The following is a 14118-nucleotide window of genomic DNA, read 5'->3' as shown; positions in this document are numbered from 1 at the left end:
GTCGGCGCCACACGGTGAGACGATGGGGCCATGAGCGAGGAGCAGAAGCAGGCAGACAACCGCAAGCGGCCGACGACGGACGAGTTCCGCGCCTTCGTCGCCGAGGACTGGGCACCACGGTCGGACGAGCGCCCTGCGCTCACCGAGGCCGCCAGGCGTGCGGCCGTGCGCCGCGCCACCATCTCCGCCGAGCACGAGGGCGAGCGCCTGGTCGTGCCGGCAGGCGGGTTGAAGGTGCGGGCCAACGACACCGACTACGTCTTCCGCCCGCACACCGCCTTCGCGCACCTGACCGGGCTCGGCGCCGACCGCGAGCCGGACGCCGTCCTGGTCATGGAGCCCCTCGGCGGCCCCGACGAGCAGGCCGGTCACGAGGCCTCGCTGTACTTCCGTCCCCTGGCATCGCGCGACTCCAACGAGTTCTTCGACGACCCCCGCTATGGCGAGTTCTGGGTCGGCGCCCGTCCCTCGATCGAGGACATCGAGTCCGAGCTCGGCCTCACCGGTCGCCACGTCGACCAGCTCGAGGACGCCGTCGGCAAGGACGCCGGCCAGCTCACCGTGCGGATGGTCCGCGACGCCGACCTGGGCCTGACGGCCCGGCTCGACACCGTGCGGGTGCAGGGCGGCGCGAGCGAGGAGGCCCTCGTCGAGGCCGACGACGCACTCGCCCACCGGCTGTCCACGCTGCGCCTGGTCAAGGACGACTGGGAGATCGAGCAGATGCAGGAGGCGGTCGACGCCACCCGCGTCGGCTTCGAGGCGGTCATCCGCGAGCTGCCGGGCCTGCCCGAGCGTGGCCGCGGCGAGCGCTGGGTCGAGGGAACCTTCGGTCTGTACGCCCGCCACCAGGGCAACGGCGTCGGCTACGACTCGATCTGCGCCTCCGGCAACCACGCCAACACGCTGCACTGGATCAAGAACACCGGCGACATCAACGAGGGCGACATGATCCTGCTGGACGCCGGGGTCGAGGTCGACTCGCTCTTCACCGCCGACATCACCCGCACGCTGCCGGTGAGCGGGACGTTCACCGACACCCAGCGTGAGATCCACGAGGCCGTCGTCGCCGCGCAGGCCGCCGGTATCGCCGCGGTGAAGCCGGGCGCGAAGTTCTCCGACGTCCATGCCGCCGCCATCCGCGTCATCGCCGAGCACCTGCACGCCTGGGGGCTGCTGCCCGAGGGCATCTCCGTCGAGGACACCCTCGACAAGGACCACGGCCAGTACCACCGTCGCTGGATGGTCCACGGCACCAGCCACCACCTCGGCCTCGACGTCCACGACTGCGCCCTGGCCACCCGCGAGGAGTACATGGACGCCGAGCTGGCCCCGGGCATGGTGCTCACCGTCGAGCCGGGCCTGTACTTCAAGGCCGACGACCTCAAGGTGCCCGAGCGCTTCCGTGGGATCGGCGTGCGCCTCGAGGACGACGTCGTCGTCACTCAGGACGGCTGCCGCAACCTCTCCGGCGAGTGGCCCCACTCCGCCGACGAGATCGAGGCGTGGATCGCCGACGTCCAGGGCCGCTGACCTCCCCTTCGCCCCTCCCGTACGAACTGCTGCTGGCAGCACCTCGTATGGCCAGCACCACCTCGTGGTGTGGCTGACTCAACAAGGTGCTGCTGGCAGCAGTTCGTTTCGGGTGGGAGAAGATGGCGGGGATCCCCCTTCGTCGGAACGAAAGGTCCCGCGCATGTCCACCAAGACGGTCCCCGGCAACTACTTCGAGGACTTCTCGATCGGTCAGGAGATCCGGCACGCGACGCCGCGCACGGTGACCGATGGCGACATCGCCCTGTACACCGGCCTGTACGGGCCGCGCTTCGCTGCGACGAGCGCCTCGACCTTCGCCGAGGCCATGGGCTTCGAGCGCATGCCGGTGGACAGCCTGCTCGCCTTCCACCTCGTCTTCGGAAAGTCGGTCCCGGACATCTCCCTCAACGCCGTGGCCAACCTCGGCTACGCCGGTGGCCGCTTCGGGGCGCCGCTGCACGTCGGCGACACGGTCACGACGAACTCGACCGTCATCGGCACGAAGGAGAACTCCAACGGGAAAACCGGCGTCGTCCACGTCAACTCCGTCGGGGTCAACCAACGCGGCGAGATGGTCGTCGACTACGTCCGCTGGGTCATGGTGCACAAGAAGGACCCGGCCTCCCCCGCACCGGAGACCGTCATCCCCGACCTGCCGGGGGCGGTCGCCGCCGAGGACCTGGTCGTGCCGTTCGACCTGACCGGCAGGGAGTACGACACGGATCTGTCGGGCAGCCCCTTCCTCTGGGAGGACTACGAGGTCGGCGAGCGCATCGACCACATCGACGGCATGACCGTCGAGGAGTCGGACCACATGCTCGCCACGCGGCTGTACCAGAACACCGCCAAGGTCCACTTCAACCAGCACGCCCAGGCACAGTCGAGGACCGGTCGTCGCCTCATCTACGGCGGCCACATCATCAGCCTCGCCCGCGCGCTGTCCTTCAACGGCCTGGCCAACGGGCAGATGGTCGCGGCGATCAACGCCGGCGCGCACGCCAACCCGACCTTCGCCGGAGACACGGTCTACGCCTGGTCCGAGGTGCTCGAGACGATCGAGCTGCCCGGTCGCACCGACGTCGGTGCGCTGCGGCTGCGCACGGTGGCGACCAAGGACACCCCCTGTGCGGACTTCCCGTACAAGGACGAGGACGGCACGTACCTGCCGGAGGTCGTGCTCGACCTCGACTACACGGTGCTCATCCCCCGACGCTGACGCTCGCGTCGACCGCAGCAACGGTCGTGGACATCGGACTCGGGTGGGTCCGGGCCCGATGTCCACAACCCGTGCGTGAGGGCGGCGCCTACCGCGAGAAGACCTCCAGCAGCAGCGCGTGCCTGACCATCGGGTCCCGCACGCGCTCGGCCCCTGCGCCGAGGATGCTCTCCAGCAGCTCCGGCGGCTTCGGGAAGTCCTCCGGCAACGCGGCGTTGTAGAGCCGGTGCTCCTCGAGGGACTCGACGGCATCGTCGAAGTGCCCCGTGACATCGACGTAGTGGCTGGGCGTCGGGCCGGAGGCGACCGCGACGGCGGACACCTTCCAGGGCTCGAGCCCCTCGTCGACGAGCTCCGGGAAGATCCACCGGTTGCCGGCGTCGGCAGTCGCATCGAGCGTCGCCAGACCGACCGCGCGGTGGTCCGCCTGGTTGAGGTTGCCCGGCCCCCAGGTCTCGTGGTGGTTGGCCGTGATGACCAGGTCGGGCCGGGCACGGCGGATGGCAGCGGCGATGTCGCGCCGCAGCCGCAGCCCGTACTCGATGATCCCGTCGTGGTGGTCGCCGAACTCCACCGAGTCGACCCCGACGACGGCGGCACTGGCACGCTCCTCGTCGGCGCGCGCGGGGGCGGCGTCACCCGGGTCCATCGTGTCGATCCCGGCCTCACCGCGGGTGAGCAGGAAGTAGCGCACCGTCTTGCCGGCCGTCGTCCAGGCGGCAACGGCCGCAGCCATGCCGTACTCGATGTCGTCGGGGTGGGCGACGACGCAGAGCACGGAGTCGAAGGAGGTCTCGTCGAGGGCGGCAAGGTCGGACAGGATGGTCACACCCTCGACGCTAGCCGCAGATACCGGATCTGGCCACGGCCGGGTCAGCCGGGCTGCTCGCTCTGCCCACGGTCCATGCGCTCCTGCTCCGCGCGGGCCTGCTCCTGCCGCTGACGCACCTGCTCCTGGGCGGCGCGCATCGGGTCGAGCTCGGCGAGCAGCTCGCGGGCTGACTGGACGTGCTTGTGCTCGGTGAGCACCTCGTACCGGGAGGCGACGACCTGACTGATCGAGGTGAAGTCGCGCTGCCCACCGGTGGAGCGATACCCCAGCCAGGCCCACACGAGGCCGAAGACGGCACCGATGAGGACCGTGGAGACCAGCCGCTGGACGATGCCCTCGCCGCCCTCGAACATCGCGAAGACGAGGCCGACGAAGACACCGATCCACAGGCCGGACAGCAGCCCGCCGAGGAGCACCTTGCCGGTGGTCAGGCGCCCGCGGACACGCTCGATCTGCTTGAGGTCGGTGCCGACGATCATGACGTCCTCGACCGGGAACTCGTTGTCGGCAAGGAAGTCGACAGCACGCTGCGCTTCGGCATAGGTGTCGTAGGTGACCAAGGACATCGGGAAGCGCAGCCCGAGGTGGTCTTCCATCCGGGCGGCCATGTGCGGCTGCGTACTCATGACCCCATTGTCCCACTTCGCGGCAGGGCCCCGGACAGGGACGAAGGGGGTGGCCGCAGCCACCCCCTTCGCCCGGACGGACTCAGCCCCTCGCCGGGTAGTCCTTCAGGATGCTCTTGCCGATGATCATCTTCTGGATCTCGGCGGTGCCCTCACCGATGAGCAGCATCGGCGCCTCGCGGTAGAGGCGCTCGATCTCGTACTCCTTGGTGTAGCCGAAGCCGCCGTGGATGCGGAAGGACTGCTCGACGACGTCGGCGCAGTACTCGGCGGCCATGTACTTCGCGATGCCGGCCTCGAGGTCGTTGCGCTCGCCCTTGTCCTTCAGGCGGGCGGCCTTGACCATCAGCTGGTGGCCGGCCTCGACCTTGGCGGCCATGTCGGCGATGCGGAAGAGGATGCCCTGGTGGTCGACGATCTTCTTGCCGAAGGTCTCCCGCTGCTGCGCGTAGTCGATACCCAGCTCGAAGGCGCGCATCATCAGCCCGCAGGCGCGCGAGGCGACGTTGACGCGGCCGACCTCGACGCCGTCCATCATCTGGTAGAAGCCCTTGCCGGGCTCGCCACCGAGCAGCTGGGCGGTCGTGGTCCTGTGGTCCTGGAAGATCATCTCCGTGGTGTCGACGCCCTTGTAGCCCATCTTCTCGATCTTGCCGGGGATGGTCACGCCCTGCGCGGTCTCACCGAAGCCCTCGGTCTTGTCGATGAGGAAGGTCGACATGTTCTTGTGCGGGGTGTCCGCGCCGAGGTCGGTCCGGCACAGGACGGCGACGAGGTTGGCGGAGCCACCGTTGGTCAGCCACATCTTCTGGCCGTTGATCGTCCACTCCTCGCCGTCACCCCGGACCGCCTTGGTCTTGATGCCGGCGACGTCCGAGCCGAGCGCGGGCTCGCTCATCGAGAAGGCGCCGCGGATCTCACCCGTGGCCATCTTCGGCAGGTAACGCTGCTTCTGCTCGTCGGTGCCGTGCTTGAGGATCATCCACGCGACGATGAAGTGGGTGTTGATGATGCCGGAGACGGGCATCCAGCCACGCGCGATCTCCTCGACGCACAACGCGTAGGTCAGCAGGGACTCGCCGAGACCACCGAACTCCTCGGGGATCATCAGGCCGAAGATCCCCATCTCCTTCATCTGGTCGACGATGGTCTGCGGGTACTCATCCGCGTGCTCCAGCTCCTGGGCCACCGGGATGATCTGCTCGTCGACGAACTCCTTGACGAGCTTGAGCAGGTCCTGCTGCTCCTCGGTCAGTCCGTCGGTCGTCTGCAGTCGGGACATGCGCGTCTTAACCTCATTCGCATCGTGAGCAGGGGATCCGGGCCATCATCCCAGCCGGGCGCCTTCTCCGCCACGGCGTCCACGGGTGTCCTCGGCCACGCCGACCGGGGCGAGGGGGGAGGCCTCCTGCTCGTCCCCCTTCGCCCTGCCGGTGGCTCAGTACACCCAGACCCGGCGGCCGACCGGGGCCAGACCGGCGGCCCAGACGTAGTTCATCGCGGCATTGGACACGCGCGTGCAGCCGTGCGAGGCCGGGTAGCCGGGGATGGACCCGGAGCCGTGGATCGCGATGCCACCGTTGAAGTACCTGGGCCGCCAGAGTGCACCGAGCGGGCCGTAGTCCATCCGGTTGACCGTGCGGAAGATCCGGAAGCGTCCACGTGGCGTCCGCCAACCGGCCTTGCCCGTGCTGGTGTTGAGGACCCACCGGGTGCGTCCCGAGACGACGAAGATGATGACCTGCTTGGACAGGTCGACCTCCATGACCGTCCCGCTGCTGGTGCGCCCGCGCGGTCGGCTCAACCGGTCGATGACCGACCAGGTGCTCGGCCCGCAGATGCCGTCCCGGGTCAGGCCGTGGACCTTCTGCACGGCCATGACGGCCTGCGCGGTGGTCTGCCCGTAGACACCGTCGCTGCCCGTGTGCCAGTACCCGCGGGCGCGCATGGTGCGCTGCAACTGCTTGACGGCCGAACCCCGACTGCCCCGCCGGAGCGTCGGGTGGTTCGTGGCCGCGAGGGCCGGCGGGGCGCCCAGCGCCCAGAGCCCGGTGAGCCCTGCGGTGGTCACTCCCCCGCGCAGCAGCAGTCGGCGCTGCGACGAGGCCACCACCGCGTCGCTCGTGTGACGTGCCCGGTAGGTGGTCATCGCACTTCCCCCTCGGTCGTGGACGAGCCCCCCTGCGGCTCGTCCCTCACTGACCCAGACGCCGCAGACACCCCCCACGGTTGCGCGCCCGCGGTCACGAAAGGATGACGAGTGCGGCCCCGCCGTCCACGAACCGGGTGGGAGCCGTTGTCCGATCGCCGCCGTCGTGCAACTCTGAAAGGACCAGAACGTCTGGCCAGCGGCTCGTGTTGTGACACCAGCCCTCGACGGGACAGGGCCGTGACCACCTCGTTCACGATCGAGGAGGCGCACGATGCGTGAGTACCTGAAGCAGCACACCAATCCCCCGGTCTTCATCGGCGCGGCCGTCGTCGTGCTCGCGTTCCTGGCGTGGGGCGTGATCGCACCGTCGAACGTGTCGTCGGTGGCGGGGGCGGTCAACGACGAGATCACCTCGAACTTCGAGTGGCTCTACATCTTCAGCGCCTCGGTGTTCGTGATCTTCGTCCTCTACCTGATGCTCAGCCGCTACGGCAGCATCCGGCTCGGCCCGAACGACTCCACGCCCGAGTACGGCAACCTGTCGTGGTTCGCGATGCTGTTCACCGCGGGAATGGGTATCGGCCTGGTCTTCTATGCCGTCAGCGAGCCGGTCACGCACTTCCTGACCCCGCCGACCGGTGAGGGCGGCACGCCCGAGGCCGCGCGCAACGCGATGATGTACACCTTCTACCACTGGGGCCTGCACCCCTGGGCGATCTACATCGTCCTGGGCTCGGCCCTGGGGTACTTCTCCTTTCGCCGTGGCCTGCCGTTGCGCCCGGCCGCGGCGCTGTACCCGCTCATCGGCGACCGGATCTACCGGTGGCCCGGTGCGCTGGTGGACGTCCTCGCCGTCTTCGGCACGCTGTTCGGGCTGGCGACGTCACTGGGCATCGGTGGCCAGCAGGTCGGCGCGGGCCTGAACACGCTCTTCGGGGTGCCCAACACCACCTTCGTGCAGGTCATCATCATCCTGGCCATCACCGCGGTGGCGGTCACTTCGGTGATGCTCGGGATCGACAAGGGCATCCGCAACCTCTCGCTGGCCAACCTGTGGCTGGCGCTGGCGCTGATGTTGTTCGTGTTCGTCTTCGGCCCGACCCGCGACCTGATCAACGTCCTGGCCACCAACGTCGGCTCCTACGTCCAGGAGCTGCCGATGCTGAGTTTCGAGACCTTCCCCAACGGGGGCGAGCAGGCGCAGTCCTGGCAGGCCAGCTGGACGCTGTTCTACTGGGGCTGGTGGATCTCCTGGTCCCCCTTCGTCGGGATGTTCCTGGCCCGGATCTCCTACGGCCGAACGTTGCGCTCGTTCATCGCCGGCGCCCTCTTCGCGCCGGTCGGCGCCTCGATGGTGTGGCTGACGATCTTCGGCAACTCCGCGCTCGACGCGCTGCTGTCCAACTCGGACAACCCGCTGGCCGACGCCGCGCCGGAGAAGAGCATCTACGTGCTCCTGGAGCAACTGCCGGTCGCCGGCTTCGTCGCGACCATCGCCTCGGTCGTCGCGATCCTGGTGGTGGTGCTCTTCTTCGCCACCTCCTCGGACTCCGGCTCGCTGGTGGTCGACATCCTGACCAATGGCGGCGACCCGAACCCGAAGTGGCAGCAGCGCTTGTTCTGGGCCGTCCTGGAGGGCCTGGTCGCGGCGGTCCTGCTCATCGTCGGCGCCGTCTCCGGCACGAGTGCGCTGTCGGCGCTGCAGACCGCGTCGATCGTGGCCGGGCTGCCGTTCTGCATCGTGCTCATCCTCATGGCCATCGGCCTGTCCATGTCCGTGCGCAGTGAGGACTTCCAGCGGCTGAGGGTGGCGGAGCCGCCACCGTACGCCGGGCTGCGCGCGGCCGCGCAACGCAAGGCCGGCCCCAATGCCGCCGTCGACGGCTCCACCACCGAGCAGCACGTCGAGGCGGAGGAGCGACGGGACAACTCAACCCCAGCTGACACCTGACACGCTGCGACGAAGGGGGTGACCCGGCCGAGTCGGCCGGGTCACCCCCTTCGTCCGGGCCGGTCGGTCAGGACCGGGCGAGGATCGCCTCGTGGGTGGACAGCACCCGGCGGGCGATCTCCACGTGGAGGTTCTCGATCATCTTGCCGTTGTGGGTGACGACACCGGTGCCGGCGCCCTCCTCCCAGGCGGCCAGGATGCCCTTGGCCTCCGCGACCGCGTCCTCGCTCGGCGCGAAGGTCGAGTTGCACACCTCCACCTGCCCGGGGTGGATCAGCGTCTTGCCGTCGAAACCCATGTCACGGCCCTGCTCGCACTCGGCCGTGAAGCCCTCGATGTCCTTGACCGCGTTGTAGACACCGTCGAGCACGGCGATGCCCGCCTCGCGTGCGGCGAGCAGCGCCCACGACAGCGAGGTCATCAGTGGTCCGCGACCGGGCACGTGGTCGGCCTGCAGCTCCTTGACAAGGTCGTTGGTGCCCATGACGAAGACGGCGAGCCGGTCGGAGGCCTGCGCGATCTCGCGGATGGTGAAGATCGCGGCGGGCGTCTCGATCATCGCCCACAGCTTCGTGTGCTCCGGGGCGCCCGCGGACTCCATGGCGGCGACGAGCCCGCGCACCTCGTCGGCGGTGTTCACCTTGGGCACGACGATGCCGGCGGGGCCGGCCGCGGACGCGGCCGCGATGTCCGCATCGTGCCACTGGGTGCCGATGCCGTTGACGCGGATGGTCAGCTCGCGGTCGCCGTACTCGCCGGAGGCCACGGCGGCACAGGCGGCCTCGCGGGCGGCAGGCTTGTCGTCCGGGCCGACCGCGTCCTCGAGGTCGAGGATGAGCGCATCGACGGGCAGGGTCTTGGCCTTCTCCAGCGCACGGGCGTTGGAGCCGGGCATGTACAGCACCGAGCGGCGGGGGGTGTACTCGCTCATGATCAGGCCTCCTCGTACATTGTCGCCAGCTCGGGGTCGTTCGCCGACAGGCGCTCCGCGAGCTCGAGGACGACCATGCACTGCTTGAAGGAGGCGTCGTCCTCCATCTTGCCGTCGATCATCACGGCGCCGCGGCCGTCGGGCATGGCCTCCTTGACGCGACGGGCGTGCGCGACGTCCTCCGCGGTGGGGCTGAAGACCTTCTTGGCGATCTCGATCTGCACCGGGTGCAGGCTCCAGGCGCCGACGCAGCCCAGGAGGAAGGCGTTGCGGAACTGGTCCTCGCAGGCGACGGTGTCCTTGATGTCACCGAAGGGCCCGTAGAACGGGAAGATGCCGTGCATCGCGCACGCGTCGACCATGCGGGCGATGGTGTAGTGCCACAGGTCCTGCTGGAACACCGAGCGCTCCCCCGTGTAGTCGGGGGCGCCGTCGAGACCCTTGGCAGGGTCCTGGCGCACCAGGTAGCCGGGGTGGCCACCACCGACGCGGGTGGTCTTCATCCGGCGGTCCGCGGCGAGGTCGGCCGGGCCGAGCGAGATGCCCTGCATGCGCGGTGAGGCGCCGGCGATCTCCTCGACGTTGGCCATCCCGCGCGCGGTCTCGAGGATCGCGTGGACGAGGATCGGGCGCTGCACGCCCCCCTTCGCCTCGAGCTGGGCGAGGATGCGGTCGATGTAGTGGATGTCCTCGGGGCCCTGGACCTTGGGGACCATGATGACGTCGAGCTGGTCGCCGACCTCGGTGACCAGGCGGGTGAGGTCGTCGAGGACCCACGGGCTGTCGAGGGAGTTGATCCGGGTCCACAGCTGGGTGTGCTCGCCGAAGTCGACGTCCTTGGCGATCTGGACCAGACCCTCGCGGGCGGCCTCCTTCTTGTCGGCCACGACGGCGTCCTCGAGGTTGCCCAGGAGCACGTCGGAGACACCGACCATGTCCGGCACCTTCGCGGCCATCTTCGGGTTGCTCGGGTCGAAGAAGTGGATCATCCGGCTGGGTCGGGCCGGCACCTCGGTCACGGGCGTGGGGGCGCCCACCGCGAGGGGGGCGAAGAAGTCCTTGGCACTGCGCATGGGGTGGCTCGAGTCCTCTCGGAAGACGGCAAGGGGTATCGCCCGCAACCTAGCAGCGCGACCCTCGTGCGGCTCATGACCCAGATCACGGGGGCCGCCTATGGTTGGCCCATGAGCGAGGTCGACCTCTCCGCCCTGACCACCGAGGCGCTGAACAAGTCCACGGTGCTGTGGCTGCGGACGGGCGGACGCGACCGGGCCACGTGGTTCGCCACCGGGGACGACGAACTCGCCGACCACGTGCTCCTCGCCTCGGGCGGCCCGGAGGTCGACCTCGGCCCCCTGCCCGAGGAGGTTGAGCTGATCCTGCGCAGCAAGGGCAGCGGTGGCCGCCTGCTCACCCTGCGTGCGCGGGCCCGATCGATCGATCCCGGCAACCCGCTGTGGGAGTCGGCTGCCGGCTCCCTTCTCGGCGAGCGCCTCAACGCCCCGCAGGACCTCCTCGAGCAGTGGCGCACCGGGACGACGCTGTGGTCGCTGGCGCCGTACGGCGCGCCCCTGCAGGCGCCCGGGATGCCGGGCGCGGACTCCACCGTCCGGGTGGACGCCCCGATCACGACGGGCGAAGGGGGCACCCGCCCCCGTCGTCCATGGCACCTGGGTGGGCGCGCCCGCACCCGACGTTCCGCACGAGCCTGAGCAGTTGCGCAGGGGGTGGGTCGCGGACTCGCCTGCCGGCCTCGCAGCCTCGGGCCGGTGGCCCATTAGTCTGGGGAACCGTGAGCGCTCCCTCCCGGTTCTTCGTCGCCCGTCTGGCGAGCCTCAACGTCTTCGACCCCCTGGGTGACCAGGTGGGGCGGGTGCGCGACGTCGTCATCACCTTCTCCGCCTCGCGCCGCCCGCGGGCCATCGGCCTGGTCGTCGAGGTGCCCGGCCGACGGCGGGTCTTCGTGCCGATGACGCGAGTGACCTCCGTCGAGGGTGGTCAGGTCATCACGACGGGTCTGGTCAACATGCGTCGCTTCGAGAAGCGCGCGACGGAGTCCCTCGTGCTCGCCGATCTCCTCGAGCGACCGGTGACCGTGCGCACCGACGACGGGCAGGTCGAGGCGACCGTCGAGGACGTGGGCATCGAGCAGGCCCCGAACCGTACGTGGTCGGTGACCAAGGTCTTCGTCCGCGGGGGCCGCAAGTCCCGGCGCGGTCTGCTGGTGCGGCGCCGTGGGGAGACCTTCACCGTCCCCGTCGAGGACGTGACCGGCCTGTCCGCCAAGGCGAGTGCCGCCGAGCACTCGGCCGTCAAGCTCCTCGAGTCGATCGCCGACCTCAAGGTCGCCGACGTCGCCGAGGTCATCTCCGACCTGGCGCCGGATCGTCAGGACGCCGTCGTCGCCGCCCTCGGCAACGACCGGCTGGCCGACATCCTCCAGGAGCTCGGCGAGGACGACCAGGTCGCGATCATGGGCACCCTCACCCAGGCCCGGGCCGCGGACGTCCTCGAGGCCATGGACCCCGACGACGCCGCCGACCTGCTCTCGGCCCTGCCACCCGAGCGGGCCGAGACGCTGCTGCAGCTGATGAAGCCCGACGACGCCGAGCCGCTGCGTCGGCTGCTCAGCTACGACGAGAACACCGCCGGTGGTCTGATGACGACCGACCCGGTGATCCTCGCCCCCGAGGACACCGTCGCCGAGGCACTCGCCGTCGTGCGCCGGGAGGAGATCACCGCGGCGCTGGCCGCGACCGTCTACGTCTGCCGCCCGCCCCTGGAGACCCCGACGGGAAAGTACCTGGGGATGATCCACATCCAGCGCCTGCTTCGCGAGCCCCCGCACGAGAGCATCGGGCGCTACCTCGACAAGGCGATCGACCCCCTTCGCCCGGAGGAGCCCCTTGGTCGGGTGACCCGCACCCTGGCGACCTACAACCTGGTCTCCGCCCCCGTCGTGGACGAGCAGGAGCAGCTGCTCGGAGCCGTGACCGTCGACGACGTGCTCGACCACATCCTCCCCGACGACTGGCGCGAGGAGCGACACGAGGTGAGCGATGAGTCCTGACCGCCGCTCCGCGTCCACCAGTCGCGTCGACACCCCCCAGGAGGTGCGACGTCAGCTGATTCGCCGCCCGTCCGGGATGTCGAACGAGGCCTTCGGTGTGGTGTCGGAGAAGTTCGCCCGTTTCATGGGCACGCCGCGCTTCCTGATCTGGATGTCGGTCTTCGTCGTCGTCTGGTTGGCGTGGAACACCTTCGCGCCCGAGTCGGCACAGTTCGACCCGCGGGCGCTGAACTACACCCTGCTCACGCTCATCCTGTCGCTGCAGGCCTCCTACGCCGCCCCGCTGATCCTGCTGGCGCAGAACCGACAGGACGACCGTGACCGTGTGGCCCTCGAGCAGGACCGGGTACAGGCAGAACGGGCCCTCGCCGACACCGAGTACCTCACTCGTGAGGTGGCCGCGCTGCGCATCGCCCTGCGCGACACCGCCACCCGAGACTTCCTGCGCAGCGAGCTGCGCGACCTCCTCGAGGAGATGGAGACCAAGGGTCTCGAGGTGCGCCAGCGCGAGGGTGCCGCGGACGAGGACGAGACGACGGATGGCCCCGGCCCCCGCTGGTGAGCGGGCCCCGACGCCGGTGGTCGCCCCACGCCGTCGGTGAACGGACCCAGGTCCACCGGACCGGATCCCGGACCTACCATGGAGACATGGCCCCCCACCCCACGATCACCGACGAGCAGCTGCGTGACGCGCTGAGCACCGTCCAGGACCCCGAGATCCGCCGGCCCATCACCGAGCTGGGCATGGTCGAATCCGCGGCCGTCGACGCCGACGGGCTGGCCACGGTCACGATCCTGCTCACCATCTCGGGGTGCCCCCTCAAGGACACCCTGACCAACGACACCACCGCGGCGATGAAGACCATCGAGGGCGTCACCGACGTCAAGGTCACCCTCGGTGTGATGAACGACGAGCAGCGCGCGGAGCTGAAGAACCACCTGCGCGGTGGCCAGGCGGAGAAGGAGATCCCCTTCGCCAAGCCGGGCTCGCTCACGCGTGTCTACGCGATCGCCTCCGGCAAGGGCGGCGTCGGCAAGTCCTCCATCACCGCCAACCTCGCGGCGTCGCTCGCGGCCGAGGGGCTGAAGGTCGGGGTCGTCGACGCCGACATCTACGGCTTCTCCATCCCGCGCATGCTCGGCGTGACCCACCCGCCGACGCAGGTGGATGACATGATCCTGCCGCCGATCGCCTCCGAGGTGAAGGTCATCTCGATCGGCATGTTCGTCCCCGGCAACCAGCCGGTGGTCTGGCGCGGCCCGATGCTGCACCGCGCGCTGCAGCAGTTCCTCGGTGACGTCTTCTGGGGCGACCTCGACGTGCTGCTGCTCGACCTGCCCCCGGGCACCGGTGACATCGCGATCTCCGTCGCGCAGCTGATCCCCAACAGCGAGTTGCTCGTGGTGACCACACCGCAGCAGGCCGCCGCGGAGGTCGCCGAGCGGGCCGGCTCGATCGCCATGCAGACGCACCAGCGCCTGGTCGGTGTCATCGAGAACATGTCCTGGCTCGAGCTGCCCGACGGCAGCCGTCAGGAGCTCTTCGGCTCCGGTGGCGGCCAGTCGGTCGCCGACTCGCTCACCCGCACCGTCGGTGCCGACGTCCCGCTGCTCGGCCAGATCCCGCTGGACGTCTCGCTGCGCGAGGGCTCCGACCACGGCTCGCCCGTCGTCACGTCCAACCCGGACGGCCCTGCGGCCGTCGCCCTGCGCGGCATCGCCCGCGGGATCGCCTCACGCTCGCGTGGTCTGGCCGGCCGCAGCCTGGGGCTCACCCCGACGGGGAGCTGAGCCCGCGCACTGA

Annotated in this window: 13 protein-coding genes; 7 read left to right on the top strand and 6 right to left on the bottom strand. The window is 69.7% G+C overall.

The window, feature by feature from the left end; all coding sequences use genetic code 11:
- Nucleotides 1-30: 30 nt before the first annotated feature.
- Both V1351_RS03545 and V1351_RS03540 read left to right on the top strand, forming a co-directional pair.
- Entirely contained in the window at nucleotides 31-1533 is a 1503-nt protein-coding gene (locus tag V1351_RS03545; protein ID WP_338750771.1) for an aminopeptidase P family protein, read from the top strand.
- Nucleotides 1534-1597: 64 nt separating this feature from the next.
- Nucleotides 1598-2752, top strand: coding sequence for a MaoC family dehydratase (locus V1351_RS03540; RefSeq protein WP_338750769.1), 1155 nt, complete (start codon nucleotides 1598-1600; stop codon nucleotides 2750-2752).
- 88 nt (nucleotides 2753-2840) lie between these two features.
- Here V1351_RS03540 and V1351_RS03535 read toward each other — a convergent pair whose 3' ends face one another.
- From V1351_RS03535 to V1351_RS03520, 4 genes are all read right to left on the bottom strand, one after another.
- A complete protein-coding gene (locus V1351_RS03535; RefSeq protein WP_338750767.1) occupies nucleotides 2841-3581 on the bottom strand; it encodes a PIG-L deacetylase family protein in 741 nt (246 codons plus the stop codon).
- Between the two features lie 44 nt (nucleotides 3582-3625).
- Nucleotides 3626-4210 (bottom strand): general stress protein, encoded by a 585-nt coding sequence (locus tag V1351_RS03530; protein WP_338750765.1) that lies wholly within the window; start codon nucleotides 4208-4210, stop codon nucleotides 3626-3628.
- A gap of 82 nt (nucleotides 4211-4292) precedes the next feature.
- The gene (locus V1351_RS03525; RefSeq protein WP_338750763.1) at nucleotides 4293-5492 is read right to left on the bottom strand and encodes an acyl-CoA dehydrogenase family protein; all 1200 of its coding nucleotides are present in this window, start codon (nucleotides 5490-5492) and stop codon (nucleotides 4293-4295) included.
- Nucleotides 5493-5648: 156 nt separating this feature from the next.
- A complete protein-coding gene (locus V1351_RS03520; RefSeq protein ID WP_338750761.1) occupies nucleotides 5649-6359 on the bottom strand; it encodes a L,D-transpeptidase family protein in 711 nt (236 codons plus the stop codon).
- Nucleotides 6360-6633: 274 nt separating this feature from the next.
- Between V1351_RS03520 and V1351_RS03515 the strand changes: the two genes are divergently transcribed.
- Nucleotides 6634-8313, top strand: coding sequence for a BCCT family transporter (locus tag V1351_RS03515; protein ID WP_338750759.1), 1680 nt, complete (start codon nucleotides 6634-6636; stop codon nucleotides 8311-8313).
- A 67-nt stretch (nucleotides 8314-8380) separates the two neighbouring features.
- On the opposite strand, the gene V1351_RS03510 is transcribed toward V1351_RS03515, so the two are convergent.
- Both V1351_RS03510 and V1351_RS03505 read right to left on the bottom strand, forming a co-directional pair.
- Nucleotides 8381-9244, bottom strand: a complete 864-nt coding sequence (locus V1351_RS03510; RefSeq protein ID WP_338750757.1) for an HpcH/HpaI aldolase/citrate lyase family protein — start codon at nucleotides 9242-9244, stop codon at nucleotides 8381-8383.
- A gap of 2 nt (nucleotides 9245-9246) precedes the next feature.
- Nucleotides 9247-10317, bottom strand: coding sequence for an HpcH/HpaI aldolase/citrate lyase family protein (locus V1351_RS03505; RefSeq protein ID WP_338750755.1), 1071 nt, complete (start codon nucleotides 10315-10317; stop codon nucleotides 9247-9249).
- A 111-nt stretch (nucleotides 10318-10428) separates the two neighbouring features.
- Here V1351_RS03505 and V1351_RS03500 point away from each other — a divergent pair, with 111 nt between their 5' ends.
- From V1351_RS03500 to V1351_RS03485, 4 genes are all read left to right on the top strand, one after another.
- Entirely contained in the window at nucleotides 10429-10956 is a 528-nt protein-coding gene (locus V1351_RS03500) for a hypothetical protein (RefSeq protein ID WP_338750754.1), read from the top strand.
- Between the two features lie 80 nt (nucleotides 10957-11036).
- Nucleotides 11037-12314 (top strand): magnesium transporter MgtE N-terminal domain-containing protein, encoded by a 1278-nt coding sequence (locus tag V1351_RS03495; RefSeq protein ID WP_338750752.1) that lies wholly within the window; start codon nucleotides 11037-11039, stop codon nucleotides 12312-12314.
- On the top strand, nucleotides 12304-12876 hold the full coding sequence (locus V1351_RS03490; protein WP_338750750.1) for a DUF1003 domain-containing protein: 573 nt from the start codon (nucleotides 12304-12306) through the stop codon (nucleotides 12874-12876). Before V1351_RS03495 ends, V1351_RS03490 begins: the two co-directional genes overlap by 11 nt.
- 86 nt (nucleotides 12877-12962) lie before the next feature.
- On the top strand, nucleotides 12963-14105 hold the full coding sequence (locus V1351_RS03485) for an Mrp/NBP35 family ATP-binding protein (RefSeq protein WP_338750748.1): 1143 nt from the start codon (nucleotides 12963-12965) through the stop codon (nucleotides 14103-14105).
- The last annotated feature ends 13 nt before the right edge of the window (nucleotides 14106-14118 follow it).

The organism is Janibacter sp. A1S7, from assembly GCF_037198315.1.
Taxonomy (GTDB): Bacteria; Actinomycetota; Actinomycetes; order Actinomycetales; family Dermatophilaceae; genus Janibacter; species Janibacter alittae.
The sequence above is the reverse complement of the archived record's forward strand: the minus strand, read 5'-3'. Positions and strand labels throughout refer to the sequence as shown.